A 20888-nucleotide genomic window follows, 5' to 3' on the forward strand; every position below is an offset into this window, starting at 1 on the left:
GCGGTCCCGGACCCACGCCCTACGTGGTCACACCACAGGTTGACAGCCGACGAGCAACTGCCAGTGGGTGGACGACGGCCAGGTGCGGTGCGGCATCCGGGCACGCAGATCCAGCGCGTCGGCAGCCCAGCCTTCGGCGGCCTCCAGAGCGGGCCGGGAGATCTGGTCGTAGGCGGAGGCGACCCAGACCCGGTGGAAGACGGCGTGCTTCCAGGGCTCGCCCAGATGCGTCCTGATCCGCCCGGTCACCCCTTGGTCGCCGGCCGCCATCCCGAGCCAGACGATGCGTCCGTGGGCGTCGGCGACGAGGTAGAGGCCCGGACAGAAGGCCTCGACAGTGTCGACCAGTGACCAGTACGGGGCGCTGCTGCTGTAGCCGCCCAGGGCGCGAGCGAGAAGCTGGACGTGCACTGGCCGCAGGACCGGGCCCGACGGCGGCGCGGCGTCCTGCGCCAGACGCGCCCCCGGCAGGAGGCCGCTCACTCGGACTCCTCCGCCGCGAAGGCGAAGTCGGTGATGTCACCGCTCGTGGCACCGGTGTCGGCAGGCCGGTACCGCAGCTTCCTCAGGTACTCGCGGGCGTCGTCCAATTGGGACTTCACCGTGTCGAGCTCGTCCTCCCAGGACTGCCGCTCGTCGGCGGTCAGATCCCTGCCCGGCCCCACGAGGGAGTGCATCTCCTTGAAGTGCGTGGAGAGGGCCGTCATGGACTTCTTCGCGGCCGTGACCCGGCCGAGGGTGTCCTTGACCTTGTCCGTCCATTGCTCGCTGTCGGAGAGCCTGGACGCGGTGCTCGCTCCCCCGCCCGAGTCGGAGTTGTTGTTCTCCACCGGCCAGTGCTTGGTGAACCACGCCGAGTCGGCAAGCTTGTCCGCGTCGTCGGTGTCCCTGCTGACCACCTTGCGCAGGCGGCCCGGCGTCGCGCCCGCCTGCGGCGTGATCTCGCGGCCGGCGCGCAGTTGCATCACCTCAGCGAAGGCGTCGATGGCCTCGACGAACAGCTTGATCCCCTCGTCGGTGACGCGGGCCGCGGCTAGCTTGGTGGGAACCGTCCGGCGGTCGCCGGTGGAGCCGTAGGAGCCGAGCAGCACCTTGCCGTTGACGAGGCCCGGTACCGCGATGTGCGCCAGCTCGGTGCGGGCCGCGTCGCGGCTCTCGCTTGGCTCGGCCGCCGTCGCCGCGGCAATCAACTCTTGGGCGGACAGCCCGGTGGTGGCGATGCCGTTACGTACCGTGCCGTGGTGGGGGGTGTCCATGGCGGCGGCCGGGAGATCGACCCCGCCGACGGCAGCCGTGAGCAGTGCGCTGCGGATCTCGCCGCGGGTCTGGGCGTGCTTGGTCTGCAGGCGCGTCGGTGACGGCTCGACGAGGACCTTGGTTGTCCGGCGCAGGCTGGGGATGTCGCTGGGGAAGACCACCCGGTCCGCCAGCCGGACGATGTTCACCACGGCCTCGCGCGGGTCGTCGTGCAGGTCTGCGGCCGGGCGGGCCCCGGTGAGAACCGCGTGCTCCAACTCCGTGATCGCGTCGTCCGCGAACGCGTGGTCGACCAGCGTCCGGCCGGACGCCATGGCCTGGTTGGGGCCGGAGAAGTCGAGCGGGCCGCGCAGGTGGGTGCGCAGGTTGGTCGACGCGAGCGCGGCGTCGAAGTCCGGACGGTTGCCGGCGGCCGGCACGTAGCCGATGACAAAGACGGCGCCGGTGGTCGCCACCGGCAACGCGGAGGCCGCAAGTTCAGCCCAAGCACGGGCCTCCTGCGCCTCCTTGGCCTTCTCCGGGTCGTCCGCCGGAATCTCGATGTCCTGGGGATCGACACCGTCGTACCTGTTGAGCTGCGCGGTGTAGCGGTCCCGCCAGTCGGCCGGGTTGCGCCAGCGCTGGCCTTCGGCTCCGCCGAGGACCTTCTGCGGCAGGCCGAGCAGTCCGACGGCGGGCTGGAGTCCGAGCAGGCTGTGGCGGTGCAAGGTGCGGTTCGTCCCGGCCGTCGAGACGGTGACGTACCAGACCTGGTCACCGAGTCGGTAGCGCACGATGTGGTAGGTGGCCGGCTCGGTCTGGCCCGAGACCGCGAGGTCCGCCTTCAGGTCGTACTTGCGGGCCTTCTCTGCCGCGCTCAGCCGGCCCTCGATGAAGGTCAGGTGCTCCAGCAGCGCTTCCTCGGAGGCGAACTCGACCTCCAGAACCGCCAGTTGCCCGCCATCCGGCGACGAGAGCGGGGTCACGCGCGGGGTGGTGACGGCGGCGTTCTGGGCGACGTCGTAGGCGAAGCGGATGTTGAACTGGTTGATCGCACTAGCGATCCCTGGCTGCTGGACCCTCATCTGGTAGAGGGTGCCGTGCTCGGTGACCACCGGGTGCACGGCGGAGTCCTTGAAGCCGTGGACGACCACGCCGGTGGCCTTGTTCCCGCTCGCCGCGATCAGCGGCTTGAGATTGACGGCATCGGTGGCCATGCGCTCCAGCGCGCCCCGGTCGAGCGTGCACCGGGGATCGGCCAGGCCGGCCTCGACGAACTGGGCCCGGTACTCGGGATCATCGAGATAGGGAAAGTGCCCGACAGGGCGCTTGGGACGACGCGGTGACATACCGCACCTCTGCTTTCGTACGCAGGGAAGGGCTTTCGCCGCATTCCCTGAACGGATCGGGACGCGGAGTGGGTCCGCCTCCCGCGGGTGCAGAGGTGGGTGCCGGCGCTGTACCGCCTCCCCGCCGCTGCGGGGCACTGGGCCGTTGCGACCACCTTGGACAGATCACCATCACCAGGCCACCGCTGAATCCTCACGGGAATCGCGGTACTGGCCACCCCGAACCGGGATCGGTCCACTGAGGTTGGTGCGGGTCACCGACATCGGTGCGCTCCACCACCCAGAGTACGTGCCGGAACCGACAGTTGTCGGCCCGTCAGACGCAGCGCCCCGAGCGGGGTCCGTTTCCGTGAGGAACCGTTCAGACTGCCCCGACCGGCCGATCACCGTCATCCTCGCCCGCTGAGCGCGAATCCGGCTCGCCGCCACAGGGGAAAGCGGGGGGCCGGAACCGTAAGCGAAAGCGCGAGGACCAAGAAGCTGACCCGGCGCTTCGGGGTCAGATAGCCTGGCTGAGTGGATTCGTTCGAGGTGCCGGTGCCTGTGATGACCTTCGACGAAATAGCCCTAGTGCAGAGGCCAGTACTGCACGGCATACCTGGTCATCACCTCGTCAACGATCGCGTCTCCCTGGGTAGGCCCCAAGTGACGCCACTCAATGCGGCTGGAGTGGAACGCTGGGCCGGAGAGGAACTGGGTGAGCATGCACGGCACTTGTTCGGCAGCGCGCGGTTCTGCCTCCTGAGTACAGCAGTTAACTTCCATCATCACGACCGGGAGCCGGTGGAGAGCGCGACGCTCCAAGTTCGGCTACGTGCGCACTCGGCAGGTGTAGCGCAGCAGCCCCTGGCCTGGGACCTTAGCCCAATCCGTGCGGTCAGCACAGCCAAGCAGAACTCCTCACTGAAGCTGAACCTGAACCTGAAGTTCTTCACTGCTGAAGTGGCCAAGAACCTCGAAGAGCAGGGTGAGGACCCCTATCTGGAAGCCGAGGGGGTCGACTGCAGCGACGCCCTGTGGGTCTTTACTCGAACGGCCCGGCAGCGGCTTTCCGGTGTGCACCGACTTCACATGGTCATTCGACTTCCGTTCACCGGACCGTGCGGGGCGGAGTTTGCCCTAGCGGCGGATGTCCGCATGGGGCGGATCATCTCGTACGATGCACAAATGCTGCCCCGTGTGCACTCAGTGGACCTGTGATCGCCTGCCGTAAACGGCTGAGAGCTTACAGACCCCCCGTGAAGGTGAAGGCCGCCCAGTCTCGGTAGCTGGGGAATGCCGAGCGGGTAGCCTTTTGAGCCGTTCGAAAGGCTTCGAGCTTCGTGGCTCCCCGCAGTAACTCGCCGTAAAGCCGTACGAAGAAGTGGTCGGCCACATCAGGACCGACGGGCCACAGTGCACCGATGACGGTAGCTACCCCCGCCAGCATGAAGGCAGCAGGCAGCCCACGAAGATTGTCGTTCAGGTCCACTCGACCCATGGCGGACTCACAGGCACTGAGCGTCACCAGCGAAACGTTCCGTAGATCGCACCCAACGATGTCTCGGGCGAGGAGCCGGCCGTCGTTGTTCGCGCCCCCGTCGCCGTTGAGATACAGACACTGGAACCATGTGGCCTCCGCGTCGTGGGAACCATGCGCCGCGACGTGCAGGTGCGTGGCCCACGAGATCTCTTCCAGCAGCCGAGCCGGTGTCGCCTTGGGACCGTCTAGCAGTCGGGAGTCGGGGAAACTCCCCGCCAGAGTGCGCGCGTGGGTACGCCCAAGGCCTCCTCCGTCGCCGGTGGTCCTCTCCAGATCTGCCCCGACCACGAGCAGCCGCGGCTTGGTGGGGGGTGACATCGAGCGGTAGAGCACCACATCGGAAGGGACCGTGGAAACGGTCCAGTCGTCGGCGAGTGGCTGTCCGTTATGTTCGAGTACGGCATACGGAACATAGTGCAATGGTCCGTGAGGCCAGAAGCACAGGTGACGTTTCCCCTGCTTAGCCCATTGTGGGAGAAGGTCGCCGATGGGACCGCCGAGCCGGGCGTACCACTCTCCGAGGAGCCGCTTCGCCCTCGACGTTGCTGGCCGGCCGAAGGTGTTGGCTTGGACAGCCTGCCGAAGCGCAGCCACCGAGGGCGCGACTGAGTGAAGATGACGGGCCTGATCCGTATGAGGATTATGGTGGGTCCCGGCAGAGCCCGCCTCGACGGTGTTGACTGCCCAGCATCCCTCCTCCTCCCGGGTGAACCACGTTGCGGTCGTGCGCAGCCCGGCTGAATCCCCACTGCTGCGCGTCACGACGTCACGTTCACCCAGAAAAAGCGAGATGAGGACCATGTCTTCGGGTAAATCCTCTTGTCGGGGCATCATGAACCCAACAAGAGGGTTGTCCTGCCTCTCAGATGCGGTGAGCATGACCTGGTGGGAGGTAGCGCGGTCGATCGCCCGTCGTAGCCGATTGGTACGTACGCGAGGTACCGATGTGCCAGGCCGTTCGTCCGTGCTGGCGTAGGCAAGGTCGTATACCTCTGATGGGAGGGAGGAGCTCAAATCGAGGGGTTCAGTACCTGGCACGTAAGGGCCCTCGGCGACTTCGAGTTGCCGCAGTTTGGCCATCAGACGCTCGCTAGGCTCGTCAAAGGTGGACGGGCCGGGAGTTGCGACGGCATAGGCGAAATCGGCGCCTTTGAACAACCGGTGGTGAAGATAACGGGTCATCGGAAGCGCGAGGTGTTCGCCCTTCCACATCAAGCGTTCGATCAGAACTCCGAGAGACCAGTACAGACCTGACCGACCTTCATGGAAAGTGGCGGGAAGCTGCGGTACTACCGCGTGGGCCACGGACACCGCACTCATAGCGACACGTAGTGCGTCCGTATCTTCGCAGACACGCAGACACGCAACAACATGCAACAGCAAGGCGTGGGAAATTTCGCTCCAGGCCCATCCACGAGTCAGGCGGGCCGTCGCGTGAGCGCCCATGGCGTAACACTCAAGAGCCTCTGCTACATGGCCTGACTGTTCGCTGCGCCTTCCCCGTTCTAAGGCTGTTGTAGCTTCAGCATAGTCAATACAGTCAAAGTAGCGTACTGAGATTTCCGGGGCCAGTTCTCTGCTCTGCTGAAGCAGCGACATAGCCTCCCCGATTCCTGGACTCTCCACGGCCAGATGGATCAAAGAGGTCGCCTTTGCCTCTCGTGAGAGGCGGTCATCAGCAACGATGGAAGCGGCCAATTCTTCTGTTCTCGCAACGGACCCGCGACACTTCACGACGCTTTCCGGAAAATTGTGCAGCAGCGTCTCGCAGACCGCGAATTTTGCGTAGCCGTCGAGGTTCTCACCCAAGGCCGCGACGCGCTGCCAGAGAAGTGCCAGGAGTTGCGGAGACAGGCTGCTGAGTGCGGGTGCCAGCGCGAGAAACGTCTGCAGCTGGAGTCTCGCTTCGGTCGCGGTGCGGGGACTAGGGAGCAGCGTGCGCTGTACCACATCCTCCACCGTCGGATAGTCCTCCGAGGCGCCGCCGAATCTCTCCCGGAACAGAACCATGCGGGCACTGACGTGAGGATCTTTTCCTGGGTCCAAGTACAGGATGGCCAGAGCAGCAAGGTCAGCGAGTTCTTCCACCATGACGGGCTCGCCCGAGAATAATCCGTGGTAGAAGACGCACTGGGCAAGGAGTGCCAAGCTCAGGCCTTTCACATGACCCGCACCCACGGTGGCGGCACGTTCGAGGTGATTCTTAGCTTCAGCCATGGCGTCCGCGGGTTTAGGCATCTGGACGAGTCGCCCGGTGTCATAGGCCGCGGGGGAAGCGATAAAGGAGAGCTGCTCGCTGCTGAGCCAATAGTCGAGTGACTGTGCTCCGTATTGAGCGTACTCAATATATGGACCAAGCAGTAATCCACCAGCCACCTTGAGCGTCTCCGCGTATTCTTGAAGCTCGCCGGGCTGGTATCTCCCAGGTCCAGACGGGCCGCAACGCTCAGCCATGATCGCCAGTTGACGCTCAACCACCGTACGGGCCTCTGCCAAATAGCGGCCATGGGGGTTCTTGTGCAGCAGCCTTCTTGTGGTTTCGACGAAAATATCTGCAGCATTCCACCACGGCGAACCCCAAGAGGCCCCCGCATGATATCGCGCAGCCGTCTCCGCGAGCTTCGCCATTACCCAGCCGAGTGTGTAGCTGTCCCTCCGCCGCGCGTCTTCGATGGCAAAATCAAGCTCTGCAAGTTGCTGGGAGTCGAGCACTGCACCTGTAGAGATCCACTCCCCGACAGCTTCGTCCTCTGTGACGACGCCGGCGGTGACATCCACCGCAAGCATGAAGAGATCACCTACAGGTGGTCCGATGTTCAAGAGATCCCCCGGCTCGTCATTGGGCGGCGTCCCGAGAAGCGGAATCGATCATTCATTGCGCTCGATTCCGCCCCCTGTCCTGTATCCATACCCGATTCACGAGGTGGGTGCAGCAGATTTTGCGCAGCCTGGGACAAATCCAGTGAGCATTTTCGACACGGCTACTGATTCCAAGGCCATCGTCATTAATTCCGACACGGAGACATGCCGCCCCTGCCGGGTGCGCGACCAGTGCATCCGCTCGAAGACCGGCGGCCGGCCCTGGCCGGCCCCTTCGGGAGGGTCGGCGCCGGAACCGCAGTGCAGCTCCGGGCCGCGAATTCACCCTCGTGGGCTACTCATCACTCGGCCAGGGATCCTTCCCCGTCGACTGACTGACCTTGGAGGCGACATGCTTTTCCGTGCGGTCCACAAGACGCTTGAGATGGTTGTAATACTCGTTGACCTGCGGCTTTGTCACACTGTTGGCCGCTGACCCGCGGTGCGCAATCTCGCCACGGAGTGTGATGAAGTCGTCGAGCTTCTTCTTCGCCCGCTCAACGGTCATGCCAGGCCAGTACCAGGCCTTTGAGACGTCCTCGATACCCACCGCGCTGCTGAAGAGGGTCTCGATCTGAGGGGTCTTGGGTGTATTGAGCTTGCGGTTGCGTTCTTCCTGAAGTCGCTGAAGGCGAGAGGCCAGTACGGTGCGCCATCCGTCACCGGCCAGCTGCCAGATCGCGAGGTCGTGCTTCTCCGCCTTCAGCTCCTTGGCCACCAGTTGCTGGAGCGGGCCTGGAAGAGCGCTCGCCTTCGGGGCGTGATCAACAAGATGCGTCAGGGCCTCGGCCGCGAGATCTTCGCAGAATGCCTCCCAGAAGGCGGTCAGGAGCACGATGGCGGACTTGTGGAGGGACTCGACCTTCCAGCGCCGGCCGGGTGCGTCGCCGGTGATGTCGGTGTGTATTTCGAGCAGGCGGTCGACATCCTCACAGTTCTTGTTGAACGCGCTGCGGGCCTGGCTGGTCATCGGCTCTCTCCTGCTCGTGCCCCGTGGATCTTCATCGTGCGTAGTTCACCGTATGCGGGTTCGTCCACGTGTTCCTGTCAGCCCACGCCTTGGGCGCTGTCACCGAAAGCTTCGCGGTCCTGTTCGCGACCCGGGTGGTCGCAGCGCTCGCGAACGCCGGGTTCCTCGCCATCGCTCTGACGACCGCCGCCGCACTGGTCCCTGCCGACCAAGAAGGGGCGTGCGCTCGCCGTGCTGTTGTCGGGCACCACAGTGGCCATGGTCGCCGGTGTCCCCGGGGGATCGGTGCTCGGTACCCACCTCGGCTGGCGGACCACGTTCTGGGCCGTCGCGGCGCTCTCTCTGCCCGCAGCCATCGGCGTCCTCACCGGCATCCCGGCGCGCCGTGGACAAAAGGACGCGGCTGATGCATCGAGGCGGTCGCGGATCCACATCGCGGTGGTGCCCTTGAGGTTGGCCGCGCGGGCAACCCGGGCGGCCAGCGGTGGGATCTCGGCTCCGGAGCGAGGTGAGGGGGGACACATCGGGCTCCTGGGGAACGAGGGCAGGACGTTCGAACGAGTCTGACGCAACGTCATGATCGTTAACGGCCGTCCTCAAGATTCCGACAGAGCCCCTCAGTAAGCGAAGCAAAGATCAATCAACTGCCCTCTGGGGCCACGTTCTCCGCACGGATCATCCGGCGCAGACTGGATCGGGCAGCGGCGAGGTCCTCCTCTGTCTCGGCCAGTCGCTCTTCCAGATCGGTCTTGTCCCGCCGCAGCGCATCGCGCTCAGCCGTAATTTCCTCGTGTTGACGAGTGAGTTCATCCACCCTCGCGACCAGATCGGCGTTTGCGACCTGGTCCAGTTGGTGCCCGAGCTGTCGTTGAAGCGCCGCCTTGAGGTGGTCCCGCTCGTCCCGCAGAGCGCGTACCTGCTGTTTGGACAGCTCCAGATCGGTGGCCAGGCTCGCCGCGCTCGATGACCGGCCCACCTGGGCCTCGCGCCGTGGCTGGCCTTCCTGCCGCTTACGGGCGGCCTCGATGTGCTCGCGCACTCCCTCCGCGTAGACGAGCCAGTTCGACACCCCGGCCGCCTTGGCGACCGCGGCGAACGTCACCGCGTCGCCCCGGTCCACCATCTCGTCCACGAACGCCAGCACCTTCGCCCGCTTCTCACAACTGTCTCGGCGGCGGGACTCCGCCAGCACTTCTCGCGGTGTGCGCTTGGCCGTCATGTGCTCGACTCGGTGCGGTTGATCACGGTCAGCGGAAGCATGCGGCCCCGGGCGGCCCGGGACTTCCTCAAGACCTTGACGGACTCCATCAGTTCCTCTCGCTCTTGCTCGGGAAGTGCTTCGATCTGCTCTCGCATGTTCGCAGCGACCTTCTTGAACGAGTTGATCTGGTCCTGGATGTTGCGGATAACGTATTCATCCACGTCCATGGCCAGCGCGGTTTCCTTGTCCGCCTTCAGATCCCGGATCTGGTCCTCAATCGCCGCCAGGTAGGACGGGTCGGGACGGTAGAAGCCGCAGCCGGCGCACTGGAAACGGATCGGGCAGGCATGACCGCCCGCCTTGACGTTGGACGGCTCGGTGCAACCGCCGAACGGCACCGCCACCGATCGCATCTCATAAGCCCTGTTCGACGCCATCGGGGCAGGGTTGCCGTGACGGTCCACGACACGCAGCCGCATCGCCTTCACCGCCTCCTGCTTCCGCTTCAAGGAGACCTTGTAATACCGGGCCGTGGTATCGGCACTCCGGTGATCCATAAGCTCTTTCAGCACGTCGATCGGGGTGCCCGCATCCGCGTGACGCTGAGCGTAGGAGTGCCTGAAAGCGTAGGGGTAGATCTTGGCTCGGTCGAAGGGGACCGGGCTGCCGTCCCGTGCGGTGCCCTCAGAGTGGATCTTTGGAATCAAGTCCACCCACAGTCGCAGGGCCCGCGCGAAGTTGTTCGTCGTCAGATGAGGGTGCCGTCCCAGCCCGGTGATCGCCGGGAACAGATACGGAGCACTCTCCACAGGCACGGTCAGACCGCTGCGGCGTTCCTCCCACGCTTGGATGATCTCCTTGGTGTCCTTGTCGATCGGCAGCCGGCGCCCGTGCCGCTTGCTCTTCTGGTTGTTCCAGATCAGGAAGCAGTCGCCGCCATCGAACTCGAGCATGCCGCGCTTGAGGCCGCAGACCTCGTGCGGGCGGCGGCCGGTGTCCCGCAGCACCTGGTAGGCGGTCTGGAACATGGCCTCGATGGCGTCCGGCTCCAGCCCGCTGTAGGAGAAGTCTCGCCCCATGGTGCCTAGGTGGCTGTCGAGCTGGTGGATCACGGACTCCGGGACGGCCTTGCCGATCTCGTCCTCGTTGCTCTCCTCGACGACGATCCGGTGCGAGCTGTGGCGGGCGAAAGTGCCGTGCAGCGTCTCGAGCAGACCGGCACTGCGGCCGAAGTCCAGGATCGTGTAGAGCCCGGCGAGGGTGTCCCTTTGCGACTTGCTGCCCAGCAGAGTGACCCCGTCCGCCCGCTTCAGCTGCTTCATCGCCTCGACCACCAAGGTCATGTCTGCGAAGCGGACGGCATGGGGGTCCATCCCGCCGCCCGGCTGCCGACTCAGCACCCTCGATGCGATCGTGCAGGCCGTCAGGTGCGTCTTGAACCGTTTGCTCTCTGGGCGGGTCGAGCGGGCCCACTCCATCAGCGCCTCCCGCAGCCAGGGCTGGGTGACCACGGAGAAGTCCACCAAGCCCGCACGGCCGGTCGACTTCCCAGCACGCCGGGCGGGCGACAAGAAGGCCGTGGCCCTCTTGTCCCAGACCACCTTCTCGGTCGGGTCGATCCCGCGGAACCGGTCGTAGCCCTGTGCCACCTCCCAGGCCAAGTCCCGGATCATGATCCTGACGTTGCGCTGCCTCAGCTCGTCGGGCACCAAGTCCTCCGGCGCGGCCGTCACCAGGTTCTCCACCCCGACCAGCCGCGCGAGCGCATGCCGGACAGTCGTCGGGTCGAGATTCGGCGCCACCTGGTCGCGCTGCTGGAGCGCATAGAGCACCTCCAGGCGGGCCAGGTCACTCAGCGCGGCCAGGGAGAACTGTCGCACCGACAGATACGGCGTCTCGTGCCGCAGCCAGTGCTCCAGGTCCGGGACACGGTCCTCCGACTCGTGCAGAACCCGCCAGCGGCGGTAGTGAATCCGGCAGAGTCCGCCCTCCAGCGTTGTCCGCTCCAGGGGGCAGCCCAGGATCAGACAGGGCGGAAATGCCTCGTAGGGGATGGCGACATCGCGTATCCACTCATCCCGTGTCCCGCCGAACTTGTGGCGTACCCGCACCCGGGACGCCTTGATCCAGTCCGTGTGATGGCGGCGGCACAACCCCGTGGTGTGGTACTCGCGCTGGCAGCGCTTCCCGTCCCGCTCAACAGTGCAGGTGTCCGTGTGGCTGTAGACCCGGTTCGGGTCCGGCCGGTAGGCGGCCTTGAACTCCACCTCGCTCAACCCGCTGGTCTTGAACGCCTTCCGGCAGCCCGTGCACCAGCCGTGCCGGATCCGGGAGACGGAGTTGCAGGTGTCGATGATGCAGTACCAGGCGCGAGTGCGCGGGCCCCCCAAGTCACCGGTGAACAGTAGTTTCTCACCATCCCACTCATCCGGACGCCAGTCCTCGATGAGCTGGTCCTTCAGCCAGGCCGTCCACGCACTCAGAGCGATCTCAGAGCGCTCGCCGAGATCAATGACTCTCGCAAGGTTCCCGCTCACGCCCGCACCAGGCCCTTCCGCAGTGCAGCCACGCGTTCCACGGCATCGCGTTTGTCCTGGTCAGTAGAGTGCACATATGGCTCCATCGACGAATCCGCGACGTGCCCCATGAGATCCTTCACGACATCCCGCGGAACCTTGTTGCGCACCCACGTAGTCGCCGCTGTGTGCCGCAGCATGTGAGGGCGAGCGGGGAAGCCGGCCCGCTTTGCCAGCCGGTCGAACAGGTCTTTGGCGTTGTGATAGGTCATCGCCCTGCCCAGCGGTGCCCGGAATAGATTGACGAACACCATGTCGACGTCGGCTGCCTCCGGCACTTGGTCCCGCTCGAAAAAGTAGTCGGCGTAGAGCGTCACCAACTCGTCCGTCACTGGGATCGACCGGGGCATACGGGCCTTGGCCAGGGCACCGTTGGAGTTCTGCCGACGCCGCACGTGCACGTGCGGTCCGGCGACCTGACAGCCCAGGGCGACGGAGTTCGACAGCAAATGCATGTCCTCGCGCCGCAGCCCGAGCGCCTCACCGATCCGCATACCAGTGCCGCCCAGCATCGCCACCAGAAAACGGTCCCGGGCCCGCCGCGCCTGCCCGAGAAGCTGGGCGAACTGTTCGGGATTCAGCCACTCATAGCCCTCGACGGCGACCTCGAACTTGATCACCTTCGCCCTCACAGCGCGGAACTGCCCCTCCTCGCCCGGGTTGTAGCCAGGCGGCAGGTAGGCGAGGTACTTCTGCTCGGACAGTTGGGCGACCGTTTCCGGTGCCACCCAGCCCTGCTGAGCGCAGAATCGCAGGTAACCGCAGACCGTCGTCATGATGTGGTTCGCGGTCTTCTTCGTACGAAACCGTGGTCGCGCCGGCTTCTTCTCGCCCTTCGGCGGCAGCGGCTCATCCACGAGCCAGTGCAAGAACCGTGCCAGCCATGGCAGTCCGGGCTTCCTCCAGTCCAAGCCGTGATCCACGCAGTACGACAGGTACAGGGCAACACGGCCCGCGTACGTGCGCTCCGTGTTGGCCGACCGGCCCGCCATCCGGAGACCCGCCAGGAAGGCAACTGACTCCAAGTGGAGCTCGTAGCACGAGGAGATGACCACCCACGACACCGACCCGTCACGGGGGGAGATTGCGCGTTCTGCCGTGTATGTGCGGGACATGGTCGCGAACGTACCAAACGTGCCAGCCACCTAGTAGATACCTCTCAGGATAGGAGATCTAGAGCCCCAGCACTCATGTGCCTGAAGGTTATGAACTCCTAGAGATAACCACGATCCCCATCGCGTACTCGGAGGTCACCATTCCCGCGTCCCTTCGCGCGCCCCGCATCCTGCACACCAGAGCACCCAGCCGTGCCCGTACCGCCTTGTACATCTCAACCCCCGTGAGGTCAGGTCCTGTTGGTCGTTCGTCATCCGCTGATCCGTCTGCCGCTGATCCGTCTGCCGCTGACCCGTCGGCCGCTGGTCGTCAGTCGCTGGTCGTCAGTCGCGGATCGATCTGCCGTTCGGTCTCGCGTCGTTCGTCCACTCGCCGTGGCCGCTCAGTGCCCTCTCATGGCCCACCTCCTCCCATGGCCCCGCCCGCGAGCCCGATCACCACGGGCAGGACACCGATCGCGATGAAGGCGGGCAGGAAGCACAGCCCGACCGGTGCCGCGACCATGACGGCCGCCCGCCGGGCCCTGGCCGTCGCGGCCCGGGTCCAGTCGGCGCGGGTGTCCGCGGCCAGCCGGGCCACCGGTCCGGACGCCGGCAGTCCCGTCACACCGGCCTGTTCCAGCAGCCGGGCCAGGGCCTCCGCACCTGGCGCGGAGGCCAATCTCCGCCATGCTGTGGCCGGTTCGCCGCCCAGCCGCACTTCGGCCGCGCCGCGCGCCAGCCCTTCCCCCACGGGTCCGCCCAAGGCCTCGCCCACCGCCTGCGCCGCGAGGACCGGACCCGCGCCCGCCACGATGCACGCGGACAGCAGGTCGGCGGCGAGCGGGAGTTGCCGTGCCGCGAGCCGTGCGTCGGCCTGACGCACGGGGTCCGCCGCATCCCGTCGGCGACGCAGCCGCCACAGCCCCACCGCGCCGGCCGCGCCCGCCACGATCCCGGTGATCCCGCCGATGACCACCCACCCGACGCCCGTCACCGCCGCCGCGGGCAGCCACTCGCGTACCGCGTCCCGAAGTGCGCCCCGCGGCGGATCCGGCGCCCGTCCCGGGGCCAGCAGCTCGGCCGTCCGCCGACGGGCCCGGCGTTCGTGCCGCAGCCTCCCCAGCCCGTGCGCCACCGCCCCGACGGCCAGCGCGATCCCCACGGCCGCCCCCAGCCTGTGGACAACCTCCGTGCTCACGCCGCCTCACCGCCCTCCGCGTTCCGTACGATCCGCAGCGCCCACCACGTCCCCGCGGCCTCCAGCACGCCGCCGAGGAGCAGGCAGCCCAGCCCAGCCCCGGTGTGCAGCAGGACGCGCAGGGGATCGGCGCCGAGCGCGGCGCCGAGGAGGAGGCCCAGCACGGGCAGGCCCGCGAGCATCACCGCCGTGGCCCGAGGGCCGGCCAACTGGGCTCGCAGGTCGGCCCGTTGGTCGCGCTCCGCGCGCAACGCCCCTTCCAGACGGTCGAGGCCGGCCGCGAGCCCCGCTCCCTGGTCCACGGCCACCCTCCAGCACGCGGCGAGTCCCAGCAGCCCGCCTGCTCCCGGCTGCCGTGCGGCGGCGGTGAGCGCCTTGGGCACGTCCCCGCCGAACCGCGCGGCCGCCAGCACGGCCGCCCGCGCCTCACCCAGCCCTCCCGAATCCCGTGCGGCCCACTGCAAGGCCTCTCCCGGCTGACGGCCGGCCCGCACCTCCCCGGCGAGCGCCGCGCACAGCGCGATCACGGCATCCCCCCGGCGTTCCCCGGCCCGCCGGGCCTCGGCGGCCCGCCGCACCCGGCGCAGCAAGGGCACTCCGGCCGCCCCCGCGACGACCGGCAGCACCGAGGCGGCCAGTAGCGCCGTGACCAGCCCGGCGACCGGCGCCCACCACTCGGGCCGCCACCGCCGCCGCAGCCTGCGCAGCTCGAGGGCCATGTCCTGCCACGTCGGGGGCCCGGCGGCGACCACCCCGCCCCCGGCCAGCAGCAGCTGCGCCCGCCGGGCCCCCGAGTACGGTCCGCCCGTCAGCCACACCGCCGCCCCCGCGCAGGCGACGGCCGCCGCCATCGGCACCTCACCCATCACGTACATCGCCCTCACCGCTTCCTTCGCTCTCGTCACGCGCGAGGCCCGCGTCGCCCTCCTGGCCTTCGTCGCTCCGCAGCAGTCCCCGGAGCCGGTCCCAGCCGCGCTCGCGGGCGAACGCGTCCACCTGCCAGCGCAGCGCCGGGACCGTCCGCACCAGCCCCGAAGGGTCCCGCTCCAGCACGTGCACCTCCGCGATCCGCCGCCGCCCGGCCGGGTCGCGGACGAGGTGCAGGACCACCGAGAGCGCGGCCGCCAACTGGCTGTGCAGCGCTGCCCGGTCGAGGCCGGCCGCCGTGCCGAGCGCCTCCAGCCGGGCGGGCACGTCCGCCGCCGCGTTGGCATGGACCGTCCCGCAGCCGCCCTCGTGGCCCGTGTTGAGGGCGGCCAGCAGGTCCACGACCTCCCGCCCGCGCACCTCGCCGACCACCAGCCGGTCCGGCCGCATCCGCAGGGCCTGCCGCACCAGGTCCTCGAGGGTCACCAGCCCGGCACCCTCCTGGTTGGCGGGTCTGGTCTCCAGGCGGACGACATGCGGATGGCTGGGCCGCAGCTCCGCCGAGTCCTCCGCGAGCACGATCCGCTCCCGGGGTCCGACCAGGCCGAGCAGCGCGCTCAGCAGGGTCGTCTTGCCGCTGCCGGTGCCCCCGCTGACCAGGAACGACAGCCGCGCTCGCACCAGCGCCCGCAGCACCCGGTCCCCGCCCGGCGGCACGGTGCCCGCGGTCACCAGTTCGTCGAGCGTGAACGCCCGGGGCCGTACCACTCGCAACGCCAGGCAGGTGCAGCCGACGGCGACCGGGGGCAGCACCGCGTGCAGCCGAGTCCCGTCCGGCAGGCGGGCATCGGCCCAGGGCCGCGCGTCGTCCAGGCGCCGTCCGGCCACCGCGGCCAGTCGCTGCGCGAGGCGGCGTACGGCCGCCGCGTCCGGGAAGGAGACGGCGGTCAGCTCCAGGCCGCCGCCCCGGTCGACCCAGACCCGGTCCGGGGCCGACACCAGCACGTCGGTCACCGAGGGGTCGGCGAGCAGCGGCTCCAGCGGGCCGCTGCCGATCAGTTCGGACCGCAGGTGCCGTGCCGCGCCGAGGACCTCGGCGTCCCCGAGCACCCGTCCCTGCTCGCGCAGTGCCTGTGCCACGCGCGCGGGCGTCGGTTCGGCCCCGCTCGCGGCGAGCCACTGCCGTACGCCGTCCAGCAGCGTGCGTTCCAGCGCGGGTGGTGTGCTCATGCGGCGCCCGCCTCGGTCAGGGCCCGCTCCCAGAACTGCTTGCAGAAGCGGGCGAGGGGCCCGCGCGCTGCGGCGCCCGGTGGTGCCTTGCCGCCGTCCGGGCGCAGCAGTCCCTGGTCCACGGGCACCTCACCGGCCAGCGGCAGTCCGAGCAGTCTGGCCACTTCGCGGTCGTCGAGTCCGGGCGCGTACGGGCCACGTACCGCCACCCGGAGGTCGCGCAGGACCATGCCGACGGCGGAGGCCATCCGGCCGCCCGCCGCGACGGCGCGGAGTTCGGCCGGGACCACGAGGAGGCCGACGTCGACCTGGGCGAGGGCCTCGGCGACGCCGTCGTCGATGCGGCGCGGCAGGTCGACGACGACCGTCCCGCCGCGACGGCGGGCCGCGGCGAGCACCGCCCGGACGGCCTGGGGCGGGATGGCGACGCAGTCGCCGCGGTCCCAGCTGAGCACCCGCAGCGAGTGCAGCTCGGGCAGTGACTCCTCCAGGGCGCCGCCGCCGACCCGCCCTCGCGAGGCCGCGAACGCGGGCCAGCGCAGCCCCTCTGCGGTCTCCCCGCCGAGCAGTACGTCGAGGCCGCCGCCCAGTGGATCGGCGTCCACCAGCAGGGTGCGCAGCCCCTCGCGCGCGGAGGTGACGGCGAGGGCGCACGCGAGCGTGGAGGCTCCGGCGCCGCCGCGACCGCCCATCACGCCCACGGTGAGTGCGGGCCGGCCGACGCCCTCGGCGACGTCGGCGATGCGGTCGACCAGCCACTGTTCGCCGTCGGGCAGCATCAGGACGTGGTCGGCGCCGATCTCGACCGCGCGGCGCCACACCCCCGAGTCGTCCTGGTCGCGTCCGACGAGGACCACTCCGCGCCTGCGGGCGGCCCCGCGCACCCGGTGGACGGCGTCGTCGCCGATCAGGACCAGGGGCGCGGCCTCCCAACTGCCACGGCGCTCCGGCACCGAGTGGTACACCTCGGGTGTGGCGCCGGCCGCGGCGCACAGCCGCAGCAGGTCGTCGAGCAGCTCCGCGTCCTCCGTGACGATGAGCGGCTTGCCCTGCCGGCCCGGACCGCCGGGTGGCGGGTCGTGCGTGACGGCTCCGGTCATGGTTCTCGTCCCCCTCTGCTGCGGGTCGCGCAGCACCTTCAGCCCCGCGAATCCCAAACGTGTGAAGAACCGGGCAACCGGTCTCCATATGAACGGCCGGCAGAAACCGGCCGTGTGCGTCCGGCGAACGGAACCGACCATGAACTCGGCCCGAGCGGACGTGTCGGAATCACGGTGCAGCGAACCCGGAAAACGTGTGGATCTTGGTGGAAAACTGTGGACGGGCAGGCCGTTGTGGATATCGCCGCCACCCGAACCGGTGACCCCCGCACCGTCTCCTGCGCGACTTCCGCAGAGCAGCCCGACGACTACCCACCGTGACGGGTCGCGGGCATGCGAAAGAGGCGGCCTCGGCCGCCTCACCAGCGCGGTCGAGCCGCGTACAGAAGGAGAAAACCCACCCGGACATGCGACGACCCCCGCCGGGGGGGAGAGCGGGGGTCGTCTCCACGGCCGACTCGGGGGGGGAGGAGCCGGACCGGGTTAGCACGGTCGCGAACGATCCGTGACTTCCATGGTGTACCCGAGAGCCCTCTCAGGCAAACCCACACGCCCACCTTACGCCGAATGGGCTGCCCCTATGCTCTTGCCTGTGGAAAACCACTCCTTGCCCCGCACAGCCGCCTTCTTCGACCTGGACAAGACGGTGATTGCGAAGTCGAGCACGCTCACCTTCAGCAAGTCCTTCTACCAAGGCGGGCTGATCAACCGCAGGGCCGCCTTGCGGACCGCCTATGCCCAGTTCGTCTTCCTCGTGGGCGGTATGGACCACGACCAGATGGAGCGGACCCGCGCGTACCTCTCCAAGTTGGTGCGCGGCTGGAACGTCCAGCAGGTGAAGGAGATCGTCGCCGAGACCCTGCACGACCTGATCGACCCGCTCATCTACGACGAGGCCGCCTCCCTGATCGAGGAGCACCACACGGCCGGCCGGGACGTCGTGATCGTGTCCACGTCCGGCGCGGAGGTGGTCGAGCCGATCGGCGAACTGCTGGGCGCGGACCGGGTGGTGGCCACCCGGATGGTGGTGGGCGACGACGGCTGCTTCACGGGCGAGGTGGAGTACTACGCCTACGGTCCGACGAAGGCGGAGGCGATCGAGGAACTGGCCGCGTCGGAGGGGTACGACCTGACGCGCTGCTATGCCTACAGCGACTCGGCGACCGATCTGCCCATGCTGAAGGCGGTGGGCCATCCGCATGCCGTGAACCCGGACCGGGCGCTGCGGCGCGAGGCCGTCGCGCGCGGGTGGCCGATTCTCGATTTCCACCGGCCGGTGCGGCTCAAGCAGCGGATCCGAACGTTCTCGGTCCCGCCGCGCCCGGCACTGGTCGCGGCGGCCGCGATAGGGGCGGCGGCGGCCACGGCGGGTCTGGTCTGGTACGCGAACCGCCGCCGGGCGGCGACCGCTTGACCTCGATGCCCGATTAAAACGCTCTTTGCGAGTGAAATCCTCTTTGAGAGTAAAAGTAAAGAACCGACGCCAGGGCTTCCACTTGTCCTGGCCCAGGAGTACAAAGGACTCAACGGCCCGCGAGACCAAGGACATCCGAAAGGATCACCTTAATAACGCATTTGGCCCCACGGACCGGTGCATGAACATTGGGCACCCACGCGACGTCGACCCGTCGATTACGGGCCAGCCGCACCAGGTGACGGGCAAAGAACCCGACCTGATGGGCAACATATCGAGGACGCCTGGTAACCCGGTGAGCATGCCAGCGGCGGTACGAGAACTCGTACCGCCGCAGCCCGTGTCCGGGGGGCTTCCGCGCTACGCCGCCCCGCGCTGCAGCGCCTCGCACACCGCCGTCGACTCGCGGGCACCCAGTCCGACCGCCCGGCCGCAGTGCGCGATCCAGGCCGCCATGCCCTCCGGAGTGCCGGAGGCATAGCCGTCCAGAGCCGCCACATAGGCCGCCCGGCCCTGCTCCGCGTGACCCACCTCGGCCGGGCAGACCGACTTCGGGTCCAGTCCGCTGCCGATCAGCACGATGCGCTCCGCGGCCCGCGCGATCAGGCCGTTGTGCGAAGTGAAGGGGCGCAGCGCGAGGATTTCGCCGTGCACGACGCCGGCCGTGACCAGGGCGGGCGCGGAACTGCCCGCGATGATCAGCTCGGACAGCCCCTCCAGACGGCCCGACACCTCGTCCGCGCCGGGCGCCGGCAGCTCGATCAGCGGCTCGTCCACCGCCTCACCGGCCTGCCGCGGCCGCCCCACCTCGTCGCCGTCGCTCGCCGCCGCCACCAGATGCAGCCGCGCCAGCACCCTGAGCGGCGACTGACGCCAGATGGACAGCAACTGCCCCGCCTCCGCCGTCAGCCGCAGCGCGGCGCCCATGACCCGCGCCTCGTCGTCCACACCGAAGTCGCTTCGCCGGCGCACCTCCTCGAGCGCCCAGTCCGCTCCGGACAGCGCCGCCGACCCCCGGGCGCCGCGCAGGGCGGCCTCGGAGGTGATCTCGGTGCTGCGGCGCCGCATGACACGGTGTCCGTAGACCCGGTCCACGGCCTTGCGCACGGACTCCACGGACTCGGCCACACCGGGCAGCGAGCCCAGGGCCGCGAGCGGATCGGCGGACGCGCCTGTCGTACTCATGAGTACGACATTACGCAACCACGGCCCACACCCCTCGAAGGAGTGGTCTTCTTCACGACGCCTGCCACGTACAGCTATCGTCGCACTACCCTTGGTGAACATGAAAATTGCTTTCGTCGGGAAGGGCGGCAGCGGCAAGACCACTCTGTCCTCCCTGTTCGTCCGCCATCTCGCCGCCCTCGGTGCCCCCGTGATCGCCGTCGACGCGGACATCAACCAGCATCTGGGGCCCGCCCTCGGACTCGGCGAGGCGGAGGCGGCCGCGCTGCCCGCGATGGGCGAGCGCCTCGCGTTGATCAAGGAGTACCTGCGCGGCTCCAACCCGCGCATCACCTCCGCCGAGACGATGATCAAGACGACCCCGCCCGGCGAGGGTTCACGGCTGCTGCGGGTGCGTGAGCACAATCCGGTGTACGACTCCTGCGCCCGGCCGGTGGAACTCGACGGCGGCACCGTCCGTTTGATGGTCACGGGCCCCTTCACGGACGCCGACCTGGGGGTCGCCTGCTACCACTCCAAGACCGGAGCGGTGGAGCTGTGTCTGAACCACCTGGTGGACGGCCGCGACGAGTATGTCGTGGTCGACATGACGGCAGGCTCGGACTCCTTCGCCTCGGGGATGTTCACCCGCTTCGACATCACGTTCCTCGTCGCCGAGCCGACCCGGAAGGGGGTCTCCGTCTATCGCCAGTACAAGGAGTACGCCCGCGACTTCGGCGTCGATCTCAAGGTCGTCGGCAACAAGGTGCAGGGTCGGGACGACGTCGACTTCCTCCGCACCGAGGTCGGCGACGACCTGCTCGCGACGGTCGGGCACTCGGACTGGGTGCGTGCCATGGAGAAGGGCCGGCCGCCCCGGTTCGACCTCCTGGAGGAACCCAACCGGGACGCCCTGCACCTGCTGCGTACGACCGTCGACGCGTCGTACGAGCGGCGCGACTGGGAGCGCTACACGCGGCAGATGGTGCACTTCCACCTGAAGAACGCCCAGTCCTGGGGCAATGAGCGCACCGGGGCCGACCTGGCCGCACAGGTCGACCCCCACTTCGTCCTCGGCGAAAGCCTCGCGACCGCCGGGTAGGAC

At 68.3% G+C, this 20888-nt stretch carries 15 protein-coding genes and 2 pseudogenes; 4 read left to right on the plus strand and 13 right to left on the minus strand.

The window, feature by feature from the left end:
• Positions 1-27: 27 nt before the first annotated feature.
• A complete protein-coding gene (locus ABT057_RS27950) occupies positions 28-483 on the minus strand; it encodes a hypothetical protein (protein WP_352346366.1) in 456 nt (151 codons plus the stop codon).
• Positions 480-2585 carry a hypothetical protein gene (locus ABT057_RS27955; RefSeq protein WP_352346367.1) on the minus strand — a complete coding sequence of 702 codons (2106 nt, stop codon included), beginning with the start codon at positions 2583-2585 and terminating at the stop codon, positions 480-482. Before ABT057_RS27955 ends, ABT057_RS27950 begins: the two co-directional genes overlap by 4 nt.
• Positions 2586-3101: 516 nt before the next feature.
• Here ABT057_RS27955 and ABT057_RS27960 point away from each other — a divergent pair.
• On the plus strand, positions 3102-3785 hold the full coding sequence (locus tag ABT057_RS27960) for a hypothetical protein (protein WP_352346368.1): 684 nt from the start codon (positions 3102-3104) through the stop codon (positions 3783-3785).
• A 25-nt stretch (positions 3786-3810) separates the two neighbouring features.
• Here ABT057_RS27960 and ABT057_RS27965 read toward each other — a convergent pair whose 3' ends face one another.
• Together ABT057_RS27965 and ABT057_RS27970 are read right to left on the minus strand one after the other, a co-directional pair.
• Positions 3811-6894, minus strand: a complete 3084-nt coding sequence (locus tag ABT057_RS27965; RefSeq protein ID WP_352346369.1) for a CHAT domain-containing protein — start codon at positions 6892-6894, stop codon at positions 3811-3813.
• Between the two features lie 367 nt (positions 6895-7261).
• Positions 7262-7936 carry a HEPN domain-containing protein gene (locus tag ABT057_RS27970; RefSeq protein ID WP_352346370.1) on the minus strand — a complete coding sequence of 225 codons (675 nt, stop codon included), beginning with the start codon at positions 7934-7936 and terminating at the stop codon, positions 7262-7264.
• A 47-nt stretch (positions 7937-7983) separates the two neighbouring features.
• Between ABT057_RS27970 and ABT057_RS27975 the strand changes: the two are divergent.
• Positions 7984-8380 (plus strand): annotated as a pseudogene (locus tag ABT057_RS27975) (MFS transporter); the annotation flags it as partial.
• A 196-nt stretch (positions 8381-8576) separates the two neighbouring features.
• Here ABT057_RS27975 and ABT057_RS27980 read toward each other — a convergent pair.
• The 8 genes and pseudogenes from ABT057_RS27980 to ssd all read right to left on the minus strand — a co-directional run bounded on the left by ABT057_RS27980 (position 8577) and on the right by ssd (position 17205).
• A complete protein-coding gene (locus ABT057_RS27980; protein WP_352346371.1) occupies positions 8577-9155 on the minus strand; it encodes a DUF6262 family protein in 579 nt (192 codons plus the stop codon).
• Positions 9152-11248: a tyrosine-type recombinase/integrase gene (locus ABT057_RS27985; protein ID WP_352346372.1), complete on the minus strand. Its 2097-nt coding sequence runs from the start codon at positions 11246-11248 to the stop codon at positions 9152-9154. The genes ABT057_RS27980 and ABT057_RS27985 overlap by 4 nt, the downstream gene beginning before the upstream one ends.
• A 422-nt stretch (positions 11249-11670) precedes the next feature.
• Positions 11671-12828 carry a tyrosine-type recombinase/integrase gene (locus ABT057_RS27990; protein ID WP_352346373.1) on the minus strand — a complete coding sequence of 386 codons (1158 nt, stop codon included), beginning with the start codon at positions 12826-12828 and terminating at the stop codon, positions 11671-11673.
• A gap of 109 nt (positions 12829-12937) precedes the next feature.
• Positions 12938-13042 (minus strand): annotated as a pseudogene (locus tag ABT057_RS49260) (DUF4244 domain-containing protein); the annotation flags it as partial.
• Positions 13043-13222: 180 nt separating this feature from the next.
• The gene (locus ABT057_RS27995; RefSeq protein WP_352346374.1) at positions 13223-14008 is read right to left on the minus strand and encodes a type II secretion system F family protein; all 786 of its coding nucleotides are present in this window, start codon (positions 14006-14008) and stop codon (positions 13223-13225) included.
• A complete protein-coding gene (locus ABT057_RS28000) occupies positions 14005-14874 on the minus strand; it encodes a type II secretion system F family protein (protein WP_352346428.1) in 870 nt (289 codons plus the stop codon). Before ABT057_RS28000 ends, ABT057_RS27995 begins: the two co-directional genes overlap by 4 nt.
• Entirely contained in the window at positions 14867-16105 is a 1239-nt protein-coding gene (locus ABT057_RS28005) for a TadA family conjugal transfer-associated ATPase (protein WP_352346375.1), read from the minus strand. Before ABT057_RS28005 ends, ABT057_RS28000 begins: the two co-directional genes overlap by 8 nt.
• The gene (gene ssd, locus ABT057_RS28010) at positions 16102-17205 is read right to left on the minus strand and encodes a septum site-determining protein Ssd (RefSeq protein WP_352346376.1); all 1104 of its coding nucleotides are present in this window, start codon (positions 17203-17205) and stop codon (positions 16102-16104) included. The genes ABT057_RS28005 and ssd overlap by 4 nt, the downstream gene beginning before the upstream one ends.
• A gap of 580 nt (positions 17206-17785) precedes the next feature.
• Between ssd and ABT057_RS28015 the strand changes: the two genes are divergently transcribed.
• Positions 17786-18619, plus strand: a complete 834-nt coding sequence (locus tag ABT057_RS28015; RefSeq protein ID WP_352346377.1) for an HAD family hydrolase — start codon at positions 17786-17788, stop codon at positions 18617-18619.
• A 360-nt stretch (positions 18620-18979) separates the two neighbouring features.
• Here the strand turns inward: ABT057_RS28015 and ABT057_RS28020 are convergent, their stop codons facing one another.
• On the minus strand, positions 18980-19804 hold the full coding sequence (locus tag ABT057_RS28020; protein WP_352346378.1) for a Fic family protein: 825 nt from the start codon (positions 19802-19804) through the stop codon (positions 18980-18982).
• A gap of 100 nt (positions 19805-19904) precedes the next feature.
• Here ABT057_RS28020 and ABT057_RS28025 point away from each other — a divergent pair, with 100 nt between their 5' ends.
• On the plus strand, positions 19905-20885 hold the full coding sequence (locus ABT057_RS28025; RefSeq protein WP_352346379.1) for an ATP-binding protein: 981 nt from the start codon (positions 19905-19907) through the stop codon (positions 20883-20885).
• The last annotated feature ends 3 nt before the right edge of the window (positions 20886-20888 follow it).

The organism is Streptomyces sp. NPDC002588, from assembly GCF_040295925.1.
Lineage (GTDB): Bacteria > Actinomycetota > Actinomycetes > Streptomycetales > Streptomycetaceae > Streptomyces.